This window comes from Pseudoalteromonas sp. ND6B (genome assembly GCF_000764215.1).
Classification (GTDB): Bacteria; Pseudomonadota; Gammaproteobacteria; order Enterobacterales; family Alteromonadaceae; genus Pseudoalteromonas; species Pseudoalteromonas tetraodonis.
On sequence record NZ_JQFL01000049.1, the window covers coordinates 18,404 to 39,887 of the forward strand.

21 protein-coding genes and 2 tRNA genes are annotated in these 21,484 nt (G+C 39.0%); 7 read left to right on the forward strand and 16 right to left on the reverse strand.

The window, feature by feature from the left end; genetic code table 11:
• Positions 1–86: 86 nt before the first annotated feature.
• The 4 genes from ND6B_RS08060 to ND6B_RS08050 form a co-directional block, all read right to left on the reverse strand.
• Positions 87–179 (reverse strand) — tRNA-Ser (locus ND6B_RS08060).
• Positions 180–232: 53 nt separating this feature from the next.
• Positions 233–323: transfer RNA gene (locus ND6B_RS08055), tRNA-Ser, on the reverse strand.
• Positions 324–549: 226 nt separating this feature from the next.
• The gene (locus tag ND6B_RS20305) at positions 550–690 is read right to left on the reverse strand and encodes a hypothetical protein (protein WP_008113257.1); all 141 of its coding nucleotides are present in this window, start codon (positions 688–690) and stop codon (positions 550–552) included.
• A gap of 757 nt (positions 691–1,447) precedes the next feature.
• A complete protein-coding gene (locus ND6B_RS08050) occupies positions 1,448–2,242 on the reverse strand; it encodes a YggN family protein (RefSeq protein WP_033103681.1) in 795 nt (264 codons plus the stop codon).
• A 387-nt stretch (positions 2,243–2,629) separates the two neighbouring features.
• Between ND6B_RS08050 and ND6B_RS0119290 the strand changes: the two genes are divergently transcribed.
• Complete coding sequence (locus ND6B_RS0119290; protein ID WP_008108975.1) at positions 2,630–2,815, forward strand: PA3496 family putative envelope integrity protein; 186 nt, start codon at positions 2,630–2,632, stop codon at positions 2,813–2,815.
• A gap of 118 nt (positions 2,816–2,933) precedes the next feature.
• On the opposite strand, the gene ND6B_RS08045 is transcribed toward ND6B_RS0119290, so the two are convergent.
• The 3 genes from ND6B_RS08045 to ND6B_RS08035 all read right to left on the reverse strand — a co-directional run bounded on the left by ND6B_RS08045 (position 2,934) and on the right by ND6B_RS08035 (position 4,519).
• Positions 2,934–3,425 carry a glutathione peroxidase gene (locus ND6B_RS08045; RefSeq protein WP_033103655.1) on the reverse strand — a complete coding sequence of 164 codons (492 nt, stop codon included), beginning with the start codon at positions 3,423–3,425 and terminating at the stop codon, positions 2,934–2,936.
• Positions 3,426–3,518: 93 nt separating this feature from the next.
• Positions 3,519–3,818, reverse strand: a complete 300-nt coding sequence (locus ND6B_RS08040; protein WP_016900234.1) for an AzlD domain-containing protein — start codon at positions 3,816–3,818, stop codon at positions 3,519–3,521.
• A complete protein-coding gene (locus ND6B_RS08035; protein ID WP_028834880.1) occupies positions 3,815–4,519 on the reverse strand; it encodes an AzlC family ABC transporter permease in 705 nt (234 codons plus the stop codon). The genes ND6B_RS08040 and ND6B_RS08035 overlap by 4 nt, the downstream gene beginning before the upstream one ends.
• Before the next feature lie 105 nt (positions 4,520–4,624).
• Here ND6B_RS08035 and ND6B_RS08030 point away from each other — a divergent pair, with 105 nt between their 5' ends.
• Entirely contained in the window at positions 4,625–5,281 is a 657-nt protein-coding gene (locus ND6B_RS08030) for a cytochrome b/b6 domain-containing protein (protein ID WP_033103656.1), read from the forward strand.
• A 51-nt stretch (positions 5,282–5,332) separates the two neighbouring features.
• Here the strand turns inward: ND6B_RS08030 and ND6B_RS08025 are convergent, their stop codons facing one another.
• Positions 5,333–5,785, reverse strand: a complete 453-nt coding sequence (locus ND6B_RS08025) for a c-type cytochrome (RefSeq protein WP_013463699.1) — start codon at positions 5,783–5,785, stop codon at positions 5,333–5,335.
• A 221-nt stretch (positions 5,786–6,006) separates the two neighbouring features.
• On the opposite strand from ND6B_RS08025, the gene ND6B_RS08020 reads away from it, so the two are divergent.
• Together ND6B_RS08020 and ND6B_RS08015 are read left to right on the forward strand one after the other, a co-directional pair.
• Positions 6,007–8,340, forward strand: coding sequence for a S8 family serine peptidase (locus ND6B_RS08020; RefSeq protein WP_033103657.1), 2,334 nt, complete (start codon positions 6,007–6,009; stop codon positions 8,338–8,340).
• 11 nt (positions 8,341–8,351) lie between these two features.
• Positions 8,352–8,885 (forward strand): hypothetical protein, encoded by a 534-nt coding sequence (locus ND6B_RS08015; RefSeq protein WP_013463701.1) that lies wholly within the window; start codon positions 8,352–8,354, stop codon positions 8,883–8,885.
• A gap of 53 nt (positions 8,886–8,938) precedes the next feature.
• Here ND6B_RS08015 and ND6B_RS08010 read toward each other — a convergent pair whose 3' ends face one another.
• The gene (locus ND6B_RS08010) at positions 8,939–9,409 is read right to left on the reverse strand and encodes a DUF2721 domain-containing protein (protein WP_013463702.1); all 471 of its coding nucleotides are present in this window, start codon (positions 9,407–9,409) and stop codon (positions 8,939–8,941) included.
• A gap of 190 nt (positions 9,410–9,599) precedes the next feature.
• On the opposite strand from ND6B_RS08010, the gene ND6B_RS08005 reads away from it, so the two are divergent.
• The 3 genes from ND6B_RS08005 to ND6B_RS07995 all read left to right on the forward strand — a co-directional run bounded on the left by ND6B_RS08005 (position 9,600) and on the right by ND6B_RS07995 (position 12,828).
• A complete protein-coding gene (locus ND6B_RS08005; protein ID WP_033103658.1) occupies positions 9,600–11,771 on the forward strand; it encodes a S9 family peptidase in 2,172 nt (723 codons plus the stop codon).
• Positions 11,772–11,930: 159 nt separating this feature from the next.
• Positions 11,931–12,296 carry a DUF4870 domain-containing protein gene (locus ND6B_RS08000; RefSeq protein WP_010392586.1) on the forward strand — a complete coding sequence of 122 codons (366 nt, stop codon included), beginning with the start codon at positions 11,931–11,933 and terminating at the stop codon, positions 12,294–12,296.
• A gap of 91 nt (positions 12,297–12,387) precedes the next feature.
• Positions 12,388–12,828: a YqaA family protein gene (locus ND6B_RS07995; protein ID WP_028834877.1), complete on the forward strand. Its 441-nt coding sequence runs from the start codon at positions 12,388–12,390 to the stop codon at positions 12,826–12,828.
• On the opposite strand, the gene folX is transcribed toward ND6B_RS07995, so the two are convergent.
• The 7 genes from folX to ycaO form a co-directional block, all read right to left on the reverse strand.
• Positions 12,805–13,161: a dihydroneopterin triphosphate 2'-epimerase gene (gene folX, locus ND6B_RS07990; protein WP_013463705.1), complete on the reverse strand. Its 357-nt coding sequence runs from the start codon at positions 13,159–13,161 to the stop codon at positions 12,805–12,807. The genes ND6B_RS07995 and folX overlap by 24 nt on opposite strands.
• A 3-nt stretch (positions 13,162–13,164) precedes the next feature.
• Positions 13,165–13,719 carry a GTP cyclohydrolase I FolE gene (gene folE, locus ND6B_RS07985; protein WP_008108996.1) on the reverse strand — a complete coding sequence of 185 codons (555 nt, stop codon included), beginning with the start codon at positions 13,717–13,719 and terminating at the stop codon, positions 13,165–13,167.
• A gap of 23 nt (positions 13,720–13,742) precedes the next feature.
• Positions 13,743–14,462 carry a dihydromonapterin reductase gene (gene folM, locus ND6B_RS07980; RefSeq protein WP_013463706.1) on the reverse strand — a complete coding sequence of 240 codons (720 nt, stop codon included), beginning with the start codon at positions 14,460–14,462 and terminating at the stop codon, positions 13,743–13,745.
• A 127-nt stretch (positions 14,463–14,589) separates the two neighbouring features.
• Entirely contained in the window at positions 14,590–15,426 is an 837-nt protein-coding gene (gene nadE / locus ND6B_RS07975) for an ammonia-dependent NAD(+) synthetase (protein ID WP_013463707.1), read from the reverse strand.
• 72 nt (positions 15,427–15,498) lie between these two features.
• A complete protein-coding gene (locus tag ND6B_RS07970) occupies positions 15,499–16,131 on the reverse strand; it encodes a YceH family protein (RefSeq protein WP_200882085.1) in 633 nt (210 codons plus the stop codon).
• Between the two features lie 47 nt (positions 16,132–16,178).
• Positions 16,179–19,529, reverse strand: a complete 3,351-nt coding sequence (locus ND6B_RS07965) for an ATP-binding protein (protein WP_033103660.1) — start codon at positions 19,527–19,529, stop codon at positions 16,179–16,181.
• Between the two features lie 118 nt (positions 19,530–19,647).
• On the reverse strand, positions 19,648–21,408 hold the full coding sequence (gene ycaO, locus ND6B_RS07960) for a 30S ribosomal protein S12 methylthiotransferase accessory factor YcaO (protein WP_013463710.1): 1,761 nt from the start codon (positions 21,406–21,408) through the stop codon (positions 19,648–19,650).
• Between the last annotated feature and the right edge of the window lie 76 nt (positions 21,409–21,484).

A 21,484-nucleotide genomic window follows, 5' to 3' on the forward strand; every position in this document is an offset into this window, starting at 1 on the left:
GTCGAGGGTGCTCACCCTCCCTATTTCTTAACGGAGTTAAAATTTAGGCACAAAAAAACCACAATTAAGTGGCTTGTAATCAGTAATGGTGGAGAGGGAGGGATTCGAACCCTCGATAGAGCTACAAACTCTATACTCCCTTAGCAGGGGAGCTCCTTCGGCCACTCGGACACCTCTCCGACGCATTATTCAGCGTGTTATCAATCGGAAAAAACCAATTAATATAAATAAATGGTGGAGAGATAGGGATTTGAACCCTAGAGGGGCTATAAACCCCTGCCGGTTTTCAAGACCGGTGCATTCGACCACTCTGCCATCTCTCCACGTCGTGATGCAGGATAATACTTAGGTGAGTTGCCTGTGTAAATAGCAAAAAGATCGTTTGCTTAAAAAGTGAGCGTAAATGCGGTTTTTTTTGTAAATTATGAAAATTAAAGATGATTTTTAGCTATGAGGAGGGGGCTGGCAGCAAACAGATGGAGCTAAAGAAGAAACTTCATTTAGTGGTTGGGTGTTTGCTGCAACAATACAAAAATCATGGTTGGGTGATTATTTGTATTGAATTGCACCGCCAAGTGCTAATTTTTTTCCGTAACGGTTAAGTTTAGCTAACATTCTCGCTTTGCGATTAGTTGGTTTAACTGCAACGTGAGTTGTGGCTGTTTGGTTTAATGTATTAATTGGGTTCATTGTATTCGCTCCAAGGTTGTGTCTGTTGAAAACGTGTGCATTTTGCCCGTAGATTGGTTAAAAATAAAGCGATAAAAATTGCTGGTGAAGTATTAGTTTTTTTAATCTGAAAGTGTTTTTTTGATTTGCTATTTAATGGCGTTTTTTTGATTTTGTATATTTATTCATTATAGTCGTGTGCTATATCACTTTTATACGGGGTTTTTTCAGTTTTTTTAATTTTAATATGTTTATAAATAGATTATTTTGAATAGTTATTCAGATTAAATTATTTTGTATTAATGGGGTGGGTTTTACTTCGTTAAAAGATTTAACATGCTATTTATAGGTGGTTAATTATTTATCAGAGAAGAGCATTAAAGAAACGATAAAAAAGAGTGTTGCTAGGCTTTTAAATTATAAAAAAAGTGCCTAGGTTACTAGGCACTTTGGAGTTAGTTGCGTTTTAAAACGCGTCTAACTGGGGATCGCACCGCCTCAAGAATTTAAAACTTAAAAAGAGGTGGTTTTAATATGTTGCAATTTGGGCTTACAATCATCAGCTCGGACGGCATTCTAAGTGATCTAGAGCGAAGTGAAGATTATACTTTGGTTTGTATTTTACTATGAAGCCACAAAATGCCTCTGCACGGCAAGAGCAGATCCGCTCAACAGTCTATTATTTGAGTTAAATGGGACTGGTGGGGTAAAAAACGCAAAATGCGGCATAGCTTAAAAGCAAATGCCGCAAAGGGAGATTAATTAAAATGCTGAGCAGTTAGTGCTGTTTTATAGTAAATAACTCATAGCCTTTTAATGCAGGCACTTGCGCAGCAAGTTGAGTTTCTTGTTGTGCGATTTCAACAAAGTCACCACACAGTGTATTTGCACGCTGTTCAAGTTTTTTTGCATGGAGCTCTACTTTTTCTTCTATTTGTGCGCCCATATTTTCCATGCGCTCTTCAAAGGCTTGCATGTCGCCACCTGAACCCATTAGCTCAGAGCCTAATGCTACTAAAATACTGCCCATTGATTGCATTACGGCCGACTCAACGGCAGTTTCTATTTGTTGTTCAAACTGCTGTTCAAAGTTTTCACCAAACTGAGAGAAGCTTTGCTGGCCCATGACAAATGTACCTTGTTGGTAAAAGGTACCCTCTACTTTTTGTTGAATATCGTCCATTAAGGTAGCAATGTTATCGAGGCCATCAATATTAAATGCATTGGCGACTTCTTCTAATGCAACGCCCGCAATTTTAACGCCATCAAGTGCAATGTTGGCTACTTCAGGTAATTGCGCGCGTAAATTATCTGTGTAGTTGGTCAGTGCTTGGCGCTGAGCGCTATTTAATGCTACTTGCTCGCCATTGATCGACAACTCACCTTGAGTGGTAAAAGTCATACGTTGATTGTTGGCTTTAAAAATTTCTAATTCACTTGGCTTTATACGTACATCGTTTTTAAACTCAACTTTACATTCGTCGTTACTAAATGAAATTGAAGAGCTGTTATCGTTATGAGCCATGGCGACGGGGGCGCACATAATTGCGCTAACTAATAATAATTCTTTCATGTTTATTCTCTGTTTTTTGCTGATGATAATTAACTTATAACAAGTTTGGTGCCAATAGTTTTTAGTGTTTAAAAACAGTGATTTGTGATTTTTAAGGTGCTTTGAAGCTGAAAGTAAAGTCATTGAAAAAGCTAAAATTTGGTCAAAATAACCAATAATCAAATGCTAATAAATAAAATTTATCGATACGATAAAAAACTCTCACTTTCCACAATTCAAATTTAGCGCTATTTATTCACAATACTGACACAGAGACTATTTAGGATAGCGATGTGGCTTTATTTTGACGTAAATTTGTACAATGAATTTGCGTTGAACATTTTAATTTCACCAATTATCGCGATACAAGAATCCGTAATTGGTCTCAAACACTTTATGGAGTGGGTTGTGGGTAAGACATTTAGTTACGATGCGCTAGATGATGATTTTGTTGAAGACGAATACGAAATGGTCGGGCGTAATCAACACGACAAGAAAAAGCAAAAGGTGAAAAGAAAGTTAGAGGATTACCTTGAGCAAAAACGCTTGCGTAAAAACCTAGGTGAAGATGACTTAAACGATTATATTGATTAGGTTGTCGCTAGTACAAATCAGTGCCGACATATTAGCTTTTAACTGCTACTTAGGTAGTATTTAAAGCTCTGTGGGTTGGTAATAAAGAGGCTTTATGCCTCTTTATAATTTTTAAGCCTCAAACTTTAGCTGCGAGCAATGCTTTTTCAATTACTTTTTCTAGTTTTTCAGGTTTAGTAAAGGGCGCGTAGCGCTTAATGGGTGAGCCATCTGCATTAATCAAAAACTTTGTGAAGTTCCACTTAATTTTTCGTGTTAACAACCCCGGTAATACAGATTTTAAATAGCGAAAAACCGAATGTGTATGCTGACCATTAACGTTCACTTTTTCTGCGATTAAAAAACTAACTCCGTAATTGATTAAACAACCTTGCGCTATTTGATTCGCGTCTCCGGGTTCTTGCTGGCCAAATTGGTTACACGGGAAACCTATAATGACTAAACCTTGGCTGGCATACTTTTCGTGTAATGCTTGCAATGACTCGTATTGATAGGTGAATCCACACTCACTTGCGGTATTTACTATTAACACAACTTTACCTACAAACTCTTTAAAATCGATAGGTTGGCCTTGCAGGCTAGTAGCACTTAGTTGATGAAATGGGTGCATATTATTAAGCTATTATTTGTTTATTTGGCATAGTCTAACCTTTGCTTGGTGATTAACAAAGTCGAAATAGTGAACACTGCTATGGCGTTACTGTTAATTTAAAATCAAAAATAACCCCATACCAGCAAGTGTGGTTAGGTAAATATTATGTGTTTTGTAAGCAACTATAATGGCTACAATCGCTGCGCTTAAATAAGGGTTTTGCCAATTTAGATTAATGCCACCATCATTTATAAATACAATCGGCACCCAAATCGCTGTTAGAACCGCAGGTGCACTGAAGCTCAAAAACTGCTGCATTTTAGGCCCTACTTTAAATGGTAGCGCGCGGTGTAAGAATAAATAACGGGTAAAAAAGGTAATACATGCCATAAGTAAAATAGTCGTCATCATGATTTAGCGTCCTTATTTTTTACTATTCTAGTTACAGCGTAACCTGCACTCATTGCTAATAGTGCTGAGCATACTAACCACAGCTCAAAGCCTGTGCTTTTTAATAAAGTAGCACAGATCCCTGCAACAATGACCGTGACAAGAGTGGCTAAATTTTTAACTCCTGGGATAACCAAAGCAATAAAGGTTGCAGCAATCGCAAAGTCGAGTCCTAAATTGGTTAGATCAGGGAGCATAGTGCCGGCTACAATACCGATAAGTGTCCAAATATTCCAAGCAATGTAAAAGCTAAAGCCTGCGCTGAGCGCGTAAATTAGGCGCGTTTGAGTCTGGTAGGCGCGAGGGTGATGCGAAAAAGCAAATAGTTCATCGGTTAATACAAAGCTGACTGGAAGGCGCCAACGCATGGGTTGCTCAATCACTTTGTGACGAACCGCCAAGCCATATAAAAAATGACGAGAGCTAATAATAAATGTGGTAAATAAAATGGTTAATAGAGGGGTATTACCAGCAATGAGCTCAATTGCAACCAGCTGCGCCGAGCCTGCAAATACCAGTAGCGACATGGCTTGAGTTTCAAAAGGGGTAAAGCCATTTTGTATTGCCAACGAGCCACATAAAATCCCCCAAGGAATAACGGCTAAACATAATGGCAGCATATCTAAAAAGCCTTTTAGTATCGGTTTTTTAATGGACTGCATGTGTTTTACTCTGCGCACTGGTAGAAAGACTCATTAGGATACCTTAATATTAAGATGCTAAAATAGTTAGCGTTTTAGATGATACTGTTTTTTAGGGAAGGTGCAATGTTCAAGGTAAAAGTGTGGGATGGCTTTTTAAGAAGCTTTCATTGGTTATTAGTATTGAGTATTGCTGCGCTTTATTTTAGTGCTGAAGAGGGCATGATAGAGCTACATTTTGTGGTTGGCTTTTTTACTTTAGCGCTTATCTCAACGCGGATTATATGGGGTCTTATAGGCAGTAAAACGGCAAGAATATCGGCATTACTGCATTCTCCTAAGTCGGTGCTTGCTTCTTTTAGTGGCAAAAAAATAAATGATGTGGGCCATTCTGCACCAGGTAGTTATATGGTGTTATTATTTTTTATACTGATTATTACGCAACTGGTTAGTGGTTTAATGAGCAGTGATGGCATTTTAACTGATGGCCCGTTAGCGCAGTATGTATCGAGTGATACGATTGATTTTGCCAACTGGCTGCACCATATCAATTTTGATATTTTATTTTATGCGATTATTTTGCATGTTGTGGCTATTATTGCTTACAAAATTAAAGGCAAGCCTTTAGTAAAAGCAATGATCACCGGCAATAAAGCACTGCCAACACAAAGCTTAGAGCCTGAGACAAAGTCACCATGGATTGCATGGGTTTTATTTTTACTATTACTGGTTTTATTAATGAGTACTTGGGGAAGTGAGCCTTTAAGTTATCTGCTTAGTTAAAAAAATGGCGCTAATACAGCGCCATTTTTATTGTTTAATACACAGAATTTATTAGTCTTTGAATTGCTTATGGCAATCTTTACAGCCTTTAGCCCATGCACCAAATGCTTTACCAATGACCGCTTTGTCACCTGTTTGAGCTGCTACAGCAAGTTCATCAGCATATTGCTGAAACGCTGTCGCTTTTTTCATAAAAGTATCGTTTTCAGACCATACCGCAGGAAGTGCTGATGTATCGCCTTTTTCAGTGCCTGCGTAAAAGGCCTCCCAAGGCATTTTAGATAATGCCGCTGCGTTATTTGCACGCTGCTTAAATTGCTCTGCATCAAAAGGAATTTTACCCTTCAGCATGGCACCCATATCGCCTATTTGAACTGAAATCATAGAAAATGCAGCTTGGCGATACTCAATTGCATCACTCGGCTCTTTAAATGCAGAATTTGCAGATACACTAAGTGCGCATGTAGATAGTAATGCCCCGATAAATACTTGCTTCAATTTCACTTTACTCTACTCCTTTAAGGGTTCTTGAATTATCTTTGTATATTAGCTTAGGCTTTAGTTCAAGGGAAAGCATAGATTATTACTTTGATATTATTAACGGGATTTTAATCGGGCTGATATTATTTTACGGTTTATTGTGAATGTTTGTAAATGCAGTGTTGCTGCTTGTTGTTTGATTGTGTACATTCAGATGTCATAAAAATAACCAATGAAGAGCATTTATGAAAAATAATATTTTTAAGCTGTCAGCGTTGTCTGCAGCGATAGTAATTTCGCTATCAGGGTGTGGTGGAAGCGATAATGATAATAACAATACAGTTCCAGTTGTTACTGATGTAGCACCAAAAGCGAGTGATGTTGTCGTTACTGATTTAAAACAATGGGTTCCAGTTACTGCAGACTTTAAAGCAAGTGATAATGATGGTGACGCACTTACTTTTAGTTTTACTGAAAATGGCGAGGCAATTACCGCGCAAGATGGTGTCTTTAAGTTTAGCCATGGTATGTTAACAGTAGAGGGTACTTCGTTTACATATGTGCCTGTTTCTGGTGAAGATGCGGTTATTGATTACACAGTAACTGCAAACGGTAAAACGGCCTCTGCGAAAATTAATATCTCAGGAATTATTGGAGATCCTCTTGCAAATCAGCAGTGGCACCTAAACAATACAGGTCAGAAAGCTTACTCGCTTAGTGATGAGATGAAACAAGGCTTAATTGATTTGTACGTTAGTTTATTTGGCGATACAGAAGAAGAAGCACAAGCCAATGTCAACGCTAGCTTTGCTCAATCAGAGGCGACAGAGCTTGTAGCTGGTGAAGATATGAATGTTGTTGATGCTTATGCTCAAGGTGTTACTGGGGCAGGTGCAACGGCAGTTGTGATCGATTCGGGTATGGAAATCCGCCATGAAGATTTAATCGATAATGTATTACCAAACCGCTCTTTAAACCTAAATGCTGATGCGACTGACCGTACAGATCCTACTAGTATGTCAAACAGTGGTGATCACGGTACAAGTGTTGCTGGTTTGATTGCTGCAAAAGGTTGGAATGGTAAAGGTGGCCGTGGCGTTGCTCCTGATGCTGGTTTAATTGGTATGAATTATCTTGGTGGTGCTAAAATCCCACAAACTGAGTTAATGGTGCATGGTTTCCCTGGAAGCGGCATTAGCACAACAGAAAATATTTCTGCGTTTAACCGTAGTTATGGCATAACTTTCCCAACATTTATTGCATATTCAGAATTAGATGAAGCTATTGAGTCATACCCAAACCTAAACCTGCGAGATGGTAAGGGTGCACTTAATATGAAATCGAGTGGTAACTCTTTTGTTGATGGCGGTGATGAAGGCTCACTATGTGAAGATAATGGAGCTAATGACTTAGGTTTAACGTGTTATAACGGTGCGTTTGAGCCAAGCCAAGGCCATCCTTACTATCTAAGTGTTGCTGCTGTAAATGCAAATGGTAAGCACACTAGCTACTCAACAGCAGGTGCTAACTTAATGGTTTCAGCGCCAGCTGGTGAATATGGTCGTTGGGCACCTGCAATGGTAACAACGGATCAGATGACATGTATCAACGGTTACTCAGGCTTTAATAGTGGTGCTGTTGCAAGCTTTACTCAGAGATATGGAGAAGAGTTTGCCATAAGCCAGTTCCCATTTAACTATCCTGGCAATGAAGATAACGCAAGTTGTAACTATACATCTACATTTAACGGTACATCGTCTGCTGCGCCAAATGCATCAGGTGTAGTATCACTTATTCTTTCGGCTAATCCTGAACTAACTTGGCGTGATGTGCGTCATATATTAGCGTCAACAAGTACATTAATTGACGCTGAAAATGCCCCTGTAAAATTAACTACCGCAGATGGTGAGTTTGTTGCGCATGATGGTTGGGTTGAAAATGCCGCTGGTTATAGCTTTAATAACTTATATGGCTTTGGGCGTGTAGATGCAGGTGCAGCGGTTGCAATGGCTAAGTCTTATGACGCTTCACTAGGTGAGCAAGTAATCACGGATTGGAATGGTGTTGGTTCAGCCGTTTCTGAAAGTGCACTAGCATTAGAAATTCCTGATAACAGTGCTACAGGTTTAACGCAAGAAATTGTAGTTACAGAAGAATTAAACATTGAGGCAATGCAATTTAAATTTGATGTAAGCAACCCTGAAATGGGCTTCGGCCTAGGTGATGGTACTCAAACATCTGCTGGTAATGATTTAGCTATTGAGGTTACTTCGCCAGCGGGTACTCGAAGTGTATTACTTTCATCTAAACAAGCTTTGTTTTACCCTGCATATAGCTTCACGAATAGCTGGAGTGTAGGTTATGTACTTAAAGACGCTGTGATGCTTTCAAATGCTTTCTACGGAGAGTCTACGAAAGGTACTTGGACTGTTCGTTTGTTAGATACAAGCGCAGACAGCTTTGCATTTAGTCGAGGCTCAAATAATTCTCTAGGTGTTACTGGTATTAGTAATAATAACTCAGCAAGTGTACTTGAAGGTGTATCTCTTCGTGCATTTGGTCACGCAGGTCAAGAGTAAGGATTATAAAGATGAAAATTAAACAATTAATCGTATTGGGTGCTGCTGCGTGTATTTCGTTTGGGGCAACAGCAAACACTAGCTCAGATAAAGAGCTTCAGCTTCCTAAAAAACAAGTAGCTAAATTAAAGTTTGATAAAGCGGATTTTGGTTCTTACAAAATTGAAAAGAACTTACGTTTAGTGCCTTCGAGTGTTGCTTCAGAAGAGCATGTCGTTATGCAAAAAGGTGAGATGACAGTAGTCAGCGTAGATAAATCGTCTGATGTGGTCACAAAAGGAACATTAGTTCGTAATATTTTTACTAATAACCTAACGTCACTATCAGGTAATATTACTATTCTTTTAAAAGATGGTATGAGTGCAAGCGATGTTGCTTCGGCTGCAGGTTTGAAGGTCGTATCTTTATTCCCAGGCACTAAAATTGCTGTTTTAGCTGTAAATGATGGTCAAGATATTTTAGTTGCATCAAAGCAGCTAAAAGAATCTGGTTTGATTAAAGAAGCTAAAATAGAAGTGTTAGAAACTATTTACACTGCACAGTAATCTGTTTTAAATAAGTAAAACCCCGAGTAGCACGATTGACTCGGGGTTTTTTATTATTCGTTTATATCTATATCTGCGAAAATCATCCCTCGACGCATACTGCGCGTTGCCAAGAACACCTCACCGAGTAATGACATAAATGCACATATCAGTAATGCCATTGCACCAACAAAACAGCTGCCAATAGTGACACCTAAATTAATCGACTGTATGTGAGATAAAAATAACAGCATAACCACGGCGCAAACTAATAGTGCACTTAATACACTTAAACTAAATGCAATGTGTATGCAGCGAGAGCGCTTAAGGAGTGCTCTAAGCTCTGTAGTCAGAGACAAGTTAAATTCTTCATCGGTGCTAACTTTTAATTTTCGCTCTAACTGTCTGGCTCTGTCTGTAATTCGCGCCAAGCGATTAGATAAAACCCCGAGCGTTGCTGCAATACCAGTAATTAAAAAAACGGGTGCAACCGCTGTTTGAATGACCTTAGCCATTGTTAAAATGTTAATTACATCGTTATTCATTATTGTCCTTATTGATTAGCAGCAGGAAGAGACTATTTAATGCTACTTCGTTACTGTTAGGATAACTGAAGTCTTAACTATATAAAAAGAATTTCTCGGCTCCCTTTTTACATAGCTTCACAAACTAAATTTCTGTCGTGTTTAATATTAGGTATATTTAATATAATAAAAACAACAGGGATTTAAATTAATGAAACACACTTCGTTTACGCTTGCCGTAATATCGTTAGCTATTTTAGGTGGTTGTAATAAAGCACCTGAAGTTAAACAAAACACGCCTACTGAACAGTCTGTATCTCAAATCGCAGTAATGCCGCCGGTTGCTAAAAAAGTACCATATGAAATGACAATCCATGGCGACACTCGTATCGATGATTATTACTGGATGCGTGATGATGAGCGAAAAGATCCTGAGGTACTTAGTTACCTTGAGGCTGAAAATGCTTACACAGATGAAATGCTTGCGCATACAAAAACGTTACAAACTTCGTTATTTGAAGAGCTAAAAGGGCGAATTCAAAAAGACGATGATTCAGTGCCAGTTAAAAACGGTGACTATTATTATTCATCGCAAACTCGCGGTGATAACGAATACGCAACTTATGTACGTAGTAGTGATTTTGCAGGCACTGACCAGCAGGTTATTTTAGATGTAAACGAGCTATCTAAGGAACATGATTATTATGCCGTAAGTGGTTTAGATGTAAGTCCAAACGGCAATTTAATGGCATATGGTGAAGATACCGTAAGTCGTCGTATTTATAATATAAAAATAAAAGACTTAAGCACTGGTAAATTACTCGAAGATACGCTTAAAGGTACGAATGGCAGTGTTGTTTGGGCAAACGACAACAAAACGCTTTATTACATAAAAAAAGATTTACAAACTTTACTAGGTTACCAAGTTTATCGTCATACGCTCGGTACCCCACAGGCTGAAGATGAACTCGTTTATGAAGAAACAGATACCAGTTATTACATGGGTATTAGCAAAAGCAAAGACGATTCAGAAATTTATATCTGGCACAGCAGTACAACTGCGTCAGGTGTATCGGTTTTAAGTGCTGATGATGTTAAGGCTATGCCAAAACGCTTGATTGAACGTGAAGCGGATCTGGAGTATGGAATTTCTAAGCTGGGTAATACTTACTACATTGTCACTAATTTAAACGCAGTCAACTTTCAGTTAATGAAAGTAGATATTGATAAAGCAGGCGATAAAGCTAATTGGCAAACAGTGATCCCCGCTCGCGATAATATAAAATTAGAAGGCATCGACTTATTTAACGACTACTTAGTGTATCAGCAGCGTGAAATGGGTCAGTCGACTATTATTGCTCGTAACTTAACCACGGGTAAAGAGATACCGCTTAGTTTTAACGACAGTGCTTATACAATTAGCACCTACGGTAACAATGATTTAAATAGCGATACATTACGTGTGTATTATACCAGTATGACAACACCCGCTTCATCGTATGATGTTAATTTAGCTACTGGCAATAAAACATTACTTAAACAACAAAAAGTACTCGGTGATTTTAGTGCAGATAACTACGCATCAGAGCGAATTTTTGTCACTGCACGAGATGGTATTAAAGTACCGGTAAGCCTAGTCTATCGCAAAGACATGTTTAGAAAAGAGGGGACTAATCCGCTGCTACAATATGGTTATGGCTCGTATGGCGCGACCATGGATCCTACCTTTTCTAGCGCTCGCTTAAGTTTGCTCGATCGGGGTTTTGTATTTGCCATTGCGCATATTCGCGGTTCACAAATGCTAGGTCGCCCTTGGTATGAGGACGGTAAACTACTGACTAAAAAGAACACCTTTAACGACTTTGTAGATGTTACCAAGGCATTGGTTGAGCAAAAGTATGGTGCAAAAGATAAAATATTTGCTCAAGGTGGCAGTGCGGGTGGCTTATTAATGGGGGCAGTGGCAAACCAAGCTCCTGAGTTGTATAAAGGTATGGTGGCTGCGGTTCCATTTGTTGATGTAGTGACTACGATGCTTGATGCAAGTATTCCACTTACAACCAACGAATACGGTGAGTGGGGTAACCCTAACGAGAAAGAATACTATGAGTATATGTTATCGTATTCACCTTATGATCAGGTCAGTAAGCAAGATTACCCAAATATGTTAGTTACTACTGGCTTACATGATTCACAGGTACAATATTTTGAGCCTGCAAAGTGGGTGGCTAAGCTGCGAGATTACAAAACAGATGATAACAAGCTACTGTTTAAAATTGATATGGAAGCAGGGCACGGAGGTGCATCAGGTCGTTTTAAGCGTTTGGAAGACACGGCACTTAACTATGCTTTTATGCTTGATTTAGCGGGTGTGAATAAGTAACTGGTCTGGCAATATCAATAAGCGCAGCTATTTGCTGCGCTTTTTTATTTTTAAATATACACAAATGCTTTGCATTGGATAAATAAGCATTTACATTAAGGTGGCTAATGAGTGTGAATATTATTTTAGCGCAAAATAAAAACGAGAAGGGAGAGTGTAATGGAACAAAATCAAGAGATTAAAGTCGTCAATAAAGATGACCGCACATGGGCAATGCTATGTCATTTAAGTGCATTAGCGGGGTTTATTGTGCCATTTGGGTCGGTACTCGGCCCTCTTATTATCTGGTTAATTAAAAAAGATGAAATGCCAATTGTTGATATACATGGAAAAAAAGCCCTTAATTTTCAAATTACTATGGCTATAGCTTATTTTGTTTGTTTTTTACTAATTTTTGCAGCGGTTGGTTTACTACTGTTACCTATGGTGGCTATTTTTTCATTTGTGATGGTGGTTATCGCAAGCGTGAAAGCCAACGATGGCAAAGAGTTTAATTATCCCCTTAGCTTAAATTTGATAAAATAACTGTTTTTATTATTCGGTGAATTGGTTTTAAGTTAAAAAGTCGTTCAAACCCAGCTAATTGCTGGGTTTAGTTTTTAGTCATAAGGAAAAAATGCTTTATATAACATTATTTTTTACAGCATTTATATCTGCCACGTTATTACCTAGCTCGTCTGAAGTATTGATGGGTGGCATGATCATGCAAGGCAATACTAACTTATGGCTGATTTGGTTTGCAGCAACCTTGGGTAATGTACTGGGCAGTTGTGTTAACTATTGGTTAGGGACGCAGGCATTGCGTTTTAAAGATAAAAAATGGTTTCCAGTGTCTGAAAAAGGGCTTAAAAAAGCACAAAAGCAGTTTAATAAATATGGTGTTTATAGCCTGTTGTTTGCTTGGCTGCCCATCGTTGGCGACCCACTAACCGTTATTGGCGGCGTGTTTAAAGTTCGCTTTACTACGTTTTTAGTGCTGGTAACGCTCGGCAAGGGGTTACGTTATTTAGCGGTAATAGCCCTTGCCGTTGGATTATTTGTGCCAGTCGAGGGTTAAAGAAACCGAATCGGCAAAGCGCAACGCATGAGGTTTATCTACTCGAGCCTTAGCATAATTAACGCTTGGGTGTGAGTGGCAAACAGCAAGGATTTCAGCAACTAGTTTTTCTAACAATAAAAAGTGTCCTTGCTCCACTAAGCTAATTACCTCTTTAGTAATCACTTTGTAGTTAAGTGCTTGGTCTACTTCATCTGTTTCACAAGCTTGATCAGCAGGGTAGTGAATTTCAAGGTTAATGACCACATCTTGTTTTTTTTCACGCTCATCAGGATTAAAACCAATAAATGTGCGTAGCCGTAAGTTAGTTACATTAATAATTGCGTTTGCCATACATTATCCTTTGATCAGCTGTAAAAACTCATTACGTGTTTTCGGATCGGCTCTAAAGTTTCCTAGCATTACCGAGGTACGCATGCTTGAGTTCTGCTTTTCTACACCACGCATCATCATACACATGTGTTTTGCTTCAACAATTACACCCACACCTTTTGCACCGGTTACTTCCTCAACCGCTTTTGCAATTTGATGGGTAAGCTGTTCTTGAATTTGAAAACGACGCGAAAACATATCAACAATACGCGCAAACTTAGATAAGCCTAATACTTTGCCATCAGGAATATAAGCAATATGACAGCGGCCAATAAAAGGGAGTAAATGATGTTCACACATAGAGTAAAGCTCGATGTCTTGTATCAATACCATGTCGTCAGCGTCAGAGGTGAATACCGCATTGTTAGTGATTTCGTTAAGCGTTTGACGATATCCTTGAGTAAGGTACTCCATCGCTTTTGCAGCGCGTTTTGGGGTATCAAGTAACCCTTCACGTTCAGCGTCTTCACCTACAGCAGTTATAATTTTTTGATAGCTTTCTTTTAATTCGTTATGCATAAGTTTCTCAGTTTTATTAGGACTTACTTAAGATGGCGACCACCATCAACAGGTAAAGCACGCCCTGTGATGTAATGGCTGTTCAGTAGTAGGTCTATACTATTGATAATTTCTTGGCATCCAGGTTCGATACCCATTAATGATTTTTTTAAAGTTTTAGCGCGATACTGCTCATCATCATGTTGGTTAAAAATAATTAATGATGGTGCGACTGAATTTACTTTTATGTTAGGTGCATATTTAGCACTAAATGATTTAGTTAAGTTATCCAGTGCGGCTTTACTGGCCGCATAAGCAAGATGTTTTGGGCTGCCTGTTTCCACTACATAATCAGTCAAATGAATAATATCAGCGGGTTTAGCATGCGACGCCTGATAATTTAATAGTAAATCTGCGCAATGTAGGTTTACCAAGTACGGTGTTTTTGCATGAATGCGCATCATATTGTCAAACAGCTGCTCAAAGTGAGGGTTGTTAGCTTCACAGTCCCAGCTTGATGCATTATGAATAACCGCCCTGAGTGAGTCAGTGTGTGATTTAAGCAACGTAATAAAAGTATTAATGCCCTCATCAGTACTAAAGTCAGCATAAAGACAGGTAACCCCTTGTTGTTCCAACGAATCAACAGCCTCATGACGGGTCCGATAAGTAATAATGACCGCTTGCCCTTGGGCTATAAAGTGCTTTGCCAGCGCAAGCCCTATACGTTGTGCTGCACCAGTAATCAAAATAGGGGGTGTCATAAAATATAAAACTCTCTGTTGGCAAGCGTTAAGGTTAACTTTTAAAAATTTAAGCCACTTATTTTCACGTCATGTTTACGTAAAATACAAGCGGCTCGATCAGTTAAATCACGCTTATAATATTGATTTAAAAAGCATCGTATATTGTTGGAATAGGCTGGCGCTTATGTTGCGTGCGCTGGTAAATTGCAATTAGCGTTTCTTCTACATGACTTGAAACTGCTTTACCTTCTAAAAAGTCATCAATTTCTTCATAACTTAAGCCAAGTGCTTCTTCGTCTGTTAGTCCTGGTCTATCACTTTCTAAATCCGCTGTTGGTGCTTTCTCAACTAAAAGCGCAGGCGCACCCAATGTGGTTGCTAATGCGCGAACTTGGCGTTTTGATAGGCCAAATAAAGGAGCCAAATCGCATGCACCATCACCAAATTTAGTGTAAAAACCAGTAATATTTTCAGCACTATGATCGGTACCGACCACTAAGCCTTGGCAAAAGCCGGCTATTTCATATTGCGCGATCATGCGTTGGCGAGCTTTGACATTACCTTTAATAAAATCGATTTTATCTTGCGAAGGGAGTGTTTGTTCGGTACCCGCGAGAGTTGCCATTGTCTGCTCATGCAGTGCATCGGTTGCGGGTTTAATGTTTACCGTCATGCGGGTGCTCGGCTTAATGAAATCAACCGCCATTTGCGCTTCACTTTCATCAGCTTGAACGCCATAAGGTAGGCGTACAGCAATAAATTGATAATGAGTGTCAGGGTGTTCTTGGTTTAGCTCATCAATAGCAAGTTGACACAAACGGCCACAGGTCGATGAATCTACACCACCACTGATCCCTAGTACAAGTGAGGTTGAATATGCCGCTTTTAAACGTGCTTTAATAAAATCCACTCGGCGTTTAATTTCAGCGTTTACATCAATCGAAGGCTGAACTTTCATTTCAGCCATAATCTCGGCGCGCATGGCCCGCTCCTTTAGTTAAATAATTTTTACGCTCTACATAGAGCAACTATTATGTGATTTCATATTTATGAATTAAAGCCCTAAGTGAGCTTTTATTTGTTTAAGCTGGACTTTTAGCTCATCAATTTCTGCAAGTAAGTCATTTAGCTCAGTGTTTTTTATATCATCAGTGTGTGTTTGTGCCTCAAGTGAAGCATCGTTCACAGATGATTGATCTGCAAATAAATGAATATATCGACAATCCCGTTTACCTGATTCGCGCGGCAGCTTTTTAACATGATTGCTTTGAATTAGTTGTTCAAGTGACTTTTCAACATCATCAATACGAGCAAAGTCGGCAAGGCGGCTACTGCGTGTTTTTAATTCGCCAGGTGTTTGTGCGCCTCGCAATAATAATAAACAAATAATCGCCCTTTGCTGTTGATCAAATTGCAGGTGACTAAACTCAGTATTACAAAAACGATGATCGTATTTATTAACTCGCCCAGACAGCCCTTCATTTACAGTGACTAATCGCAGACTGATTAATTCATCAACGGTTGTTTGAACTTGCTCTTCTGTATAATTAACAACTGGCGCGCGATTCGATTTTTGATTACAGGCATTTGTTAATGCATTTAACGATAAAGGGTAGTGCTCAGGTGTTGTGCTTTGTTTTTCTAATAAACAACCAATAACGCGTTGTTGCTCCATTGATAATTGCAATTGCATACCTTATCTCACCTAATAAATTCTATTTTTAGCTTACACTGTTATTTGCTTGTAAGCCATTGCTGGAGCTTAGAATGAAGAGTTGTGGCATTGAGGGGTTTAGTTAAATAGTCATCCATACCAGTGGCCAAACATTTGTCTTTATCACCCTGCATTGCGTTTGCGGTAAGCGCTATTATTGTTATGTTTTTATTTACCTTGCCTGCTTTGCCTTCTCTGATGGCAATAGTTGCTTGATAGCCATCCATCGTAGGCATTTGGCAATCCATTAATATTAATTGATAAGTGTTAGCTGGGTTTTGATTCAACGTTTCAACTGCCTCAGCACCATTTTCAGCAATCTCAAATGTCACGTTCAACTGTTTTAAAAAAGCAGCGGTAACAACTTGGTTAATTTTATTATCTTCTACTAATAAAACATGCGCCGCGAGTGTATCTGTCATAACCTCAGTGGCAGCAAGCGACTTTAGTTGTGTATCAACGTGTGTTTGCTCGATAGTGCTTTTTGCAGTCAGCGCATTTTGTAAATCAAAAGGGGTGAGTGGTTTAAATACGAGGGTTTCTTCGGTTAATAATGTGGCACTTTTATTTGTATAACTCATGGGAGTCATAATAATTAAATGGCTATTACTTTTTGTTAAAAACTGCTTAAGTGCGAGTGCTTGAGCTTCGTATAATGGTTCAAATAAAGCACTGTCAACGAGCACAATGTTTGGTGGGGTATCTTCATGGCTATTAATGTAGGCACTTATAGACAGGTAATCGCAGATCGTGCTGACCTTAGCCCCCCAGCGAGTTAATTGTTTTTTGGCAATAGTGGTATTGAGTAAGCAATCATCAATAACCCAAATACGCTTATTTTTAATTGCTTGATATGCTTCGTGCTCTTGAACTAATTGAGGGATTATCTTTATAAAAAAGGAAAATGTACTGCCTTTATTTGGTGTACTGCTCACATTCACTTCGCCACCCATGAGCTCACAAAGCTGCTTTACAATAGCAAGACCCAGGCCTGTGCCACCATATTGGCGTGTGGTTGATGTGTCTGCTTGAGTAAATGAGTCAAATAAATGGGGCTGTTTCTCTGCGCTGATTCCTATACCTGAGTCAGCGATTGCACATTCTAAAACTGTGGCGTCAAGTGTGTGGGCAATTTTAGCGGTTATCAATATTTCACCGTTTTGGGTGAATTTAACGGCATTACCAATTAAGTTACTTAAAATTTGACGTAATCTATTCGGATCGCTAATAAATTCACTGCTGGTGATATGTGTTGCATCCAAAATTAACGTGGTGTTATTTTGCTCGGCTTTTAATGCAAATGACTCAACCACTTCACCCAGTAAGCGAGGTAAATTAAATTGAATATTTTCAATGTCTAACTTGCCAGCCTCTATTTTAGAAAAGTCTAAAATATCATTAATAATTCCTAACAATGACTCTGCAGATGATTGTGCAAGTTTAATATGATGCTTTTGTTGTTGATCTAATTGGGTTGCTTTAACAATATTAAGCATTCCCAACACCCCATTCATGGGTGTGCGAATTTCATGGCTCATACTGGCTAAAAACTCACTTTTTGCAATCACAGCTTGTTCTGCGGCTTCTTTTGCCTTGACTAGTTGTGCCTCTGTTTCTATACGTTGTTGGCTAGAGTAAAGGCTGCCAATTAAAGCCCCTACAGCAATTAAAAAGCTTTCTTCATTATGGCTCCATGTTCTAACTATATCTTGCTCAGCACAAACTATTCCAATAGAGCCACTGCTTGCAGGAATAAGAACACACAGCATCGCCTTGACTGAAAACGGTTGAAGGTAGCTTTCTTTGATGGGGGCTAAGTAGGGATGTTGTTGAGCATTATCAACATAAAATATCGCTTTTCGTTCTATTGCGGTAAAAAAGTCAGGAATAGTTTCTTGCAGCCACGGAATATTATTTTCGCTACCTGAACGATTAAAACTCGCAAATTGAATTAGCTGGGTTCTTTGTTGATTAAACAATTTTATACTGGCGCAGTTTACCTCAAGGGCTTGGCAAATAGACTGCGTGATTAATTCTTTAGATTGGCTTAGTTTGCCATTTAATATTTCATCACTCACCGTTAAGGAGGCCAAGGTTTCGTTAAAACGAGCAATTTTGCGATTTTCTAATTCTACTTTTTTACGGGCATCAATATTTTGTAATGAACCAAATATTCTTACACAACGGCCATTTTTATGTTCAGCTTCACCGTGAACAAGTGCCCATACAGGCTGACCATTTGCATTGATCACTTCAAGCTCAGTTTCGTAACTTTCACCATGCTTAATTGCTCTTTCAACCAGTTTAGCGATTTTTTCTCTACTTTCACCTTCTTTAAAATAATTTAAATTTTCTGACCATTTTGGTTGCTCATCTAATGGGTATTCAAATATTTTTTTAGTCATATCTGACCAAAACACGTGTTTTTTTTCTAAGTTAAACGACCATGCACCGACTTGTGCTAAATTACTCATCACCTCAAGCATTCTTTCGCTTTCTTGTTCACGGTTGAGTATTTTTAGATAAAACAAAAAGGCAGAAATGAGCAAGCCTAACACGGTTAAAATAATGAACCGTAAAGGCCAGATCGAAGAACTCACTGGTTGCCAGCCTTGCTTGGGTATAACATAAAGCTGCCAAACACCTCCTTGAAAGTTTAAAGTAAATTCTAGAGGGTCTTGAACAGTAATAGAGGGGTCACCGAAAAAAAACTCACCTTGCTTACCTAATCCATTACGTCCTTGTATTGCTATATTATAATTTTGCTGTAGTTCAATAATCCCCGAGTTTTCATAAACTTTTTCTATATCGAGTACCACTGAGAGCAATCCCCAAAAGGCGTTATTTTCTGGCAAGTATACTGGTACGCGCGCAATCAAGGCTTCGCTGCCTTGGACAAGCTGAAGTGGACCTGCCATCACGATCGTATTCGTGTCTCTTGCTTTAATGGCATCTTTGCGCTGTGCTTTATTTTCCAAAAAATTAAGACCTATCGCTTTTTCGTTACCTTTAAGCGGATGGGTCATTTTTATTACCATGTCTGGCGCCGCGCCAATGTTACGTAGCTCATTTGAGGTTTCAAAAAGTGGGGCTGCAATTTGTTCAAAGCGAGTTTGATCTAAGTTTGGCTCAGCGGCAACAGCAATAGCTAAGCCACGAATGAGTTGAATATTAGACACTAATACAGCTTCAAGTTGTGCTCTATAGGTACTTACCTGCGACAGAGTGCGTAATCGATAAGCATCTTTCTCACGGTGATAATTGACGTGATCAAGCACCAAGCTGATAGTGATTATCAACACCAGCGATAATAAAAAAGTCAGCTTAGCGTTATTAATTCGGGTGCGTTTGTTTTTGCGCTGCGGGGACATAGAATGTAATTAAGTTGTTAATCAAGACAGGCTAACTATAGTCAATTTATCGAAGAAATAAAAATGGCGCAGTTAAAAATGCGCCATTTTATTTTTATAATTAGTAGTTTAGGTGTGGTTATGAGTCGCTAACTTCGCGCGCCCAATGCTGTTGCTTTGCAACGTGTAATTTGCGGTAACCATCAAGAAGTGCTGCATGCTTTTTAAAGCCCTCAAGCGATAAGCCTGGGAAAGTTAAGCCGTTAAATAATTTACGACCTTCAGCAATTTCAATAGCAAGCGTGACATTGTCGCTACCAAACATTAAACCTAATGCATCTTGATAACTTGCATATTCGCGCTCGTCATCATATTTAATTTCAAGGATTGCTTTTAAGCAACGAAAGTGACGCATCGCTTCGTCGTTTACTTGGCCGGTATGCAAAATCCAATCAACCCAGTCAATAGCTTCTTCATTACCCGCCGCTAAGCATAAATGTGCTTTAAGCTCACCAATGCGTAGTGTGTGCCAAGGTGTATCGGCGTCGGTTGCTAAGCCAATGAATTCAGCTGCGCGAATAATATCGCTGTGGCCTGCTTCTTCGAGGTTGTCGTAAATTTCCATCCATTGTTCGCTATCGTACTGATCAAGCGATAAGAAGTCTTCACGGAATTTAGCGCCTTCATTATTGTTGCGCCAAATTAACTCATCTACTGGATAAATGTCTGACATACCAGGAACTAAAATACGGCATGCATACACGTTTAAGTGGGTGTAATCCATAATATAGATATCGTGACCCATGCTATGAATTAAATCAGTACAGAAGTTGTATTCTTGCTCAGTTGAACCACTAAAGTCCCAATGTACAAATTCAAAATCTGCTTCAGAGCGGAAAAAGTCATGTGAAATTAAACCGCTTGAATCAATAAAGTGCAGTTCAATGTTCTCAGGAGTAGCGACTTCGTCGTTATCAAATGTAGCAGGTTGGAATACGTCTAGTTGATCTAGGCGACGACCTTGCAGTAATTCAGTAACGGTACGCTCTAGCGCTACTTCAAATGAAGGGTGGGCACCAAAAGAAGCAAATACTGACCCATCAACAGGGTTTATAAGCGTGACACTCATTACTGGGTATTTACCGCCTAGTGATGCATCCGCAATGCGTAAATGGAAGCCATGGCTACGCAGCTCTTCACAAGCTTCATGAATTTTAGGGTATTGTTTTACCACCTCTTCAGGCACGATTGGCAAGCTGATACCTTCGGCAATAATGCGGTTTTTAATAGCGCGCTCAAATACTTCAGATAATCCCTGAACACGGGCTTCAAATTTAGTATTACCGGCACTCATACCATTAGAAACAAAAATATTACCAATCACATTCACCGGAATGTAAATGTCTTGGTTGTCGCGCTGACGAGTGTACGGTACAGAACAAATACCACGTTCGAAATTGCCAGAGTTAAAGTCATAAAGGTGTGATGCGGTTAATTCACGCTCTGGGTCAAAATAATCCCATAAGCTTTCATCCATAATACCCTGCGGTATTTCATCGTTTTCAACTTTAAACCATTTCTCGTTTGGATAATGAGTAAAGTCATCATTGGCGAACTCTTCGCCTAAGTAAAAATCAGCAAAAAAGTAGTTACAGCTTAAACGCTCAAAATATTCACCTAGCGCAGAGGCAATAGAGGCTTTATCAGTGGCACCTTTACCATTAGTAAACATCACACCGCAGTCGCTATCTTTTATATGAACTGAATAACAGTTTGCTACAGGGTTAAGCCACAGCGCTTCTTCAATATTAATATTTAGCGCTTTTAGCTTGTTTTGCATGGTAGAGATAGACGATTCTAAATCGCGGTCTTTACCTTTAATAAATGTTTTTTCAGTCATTTTGATCTCAACTAGGTCTGCACAATACATGAACTGTGTATTATCGTGGATTTTGATGTTTATTTCACCCTTTACC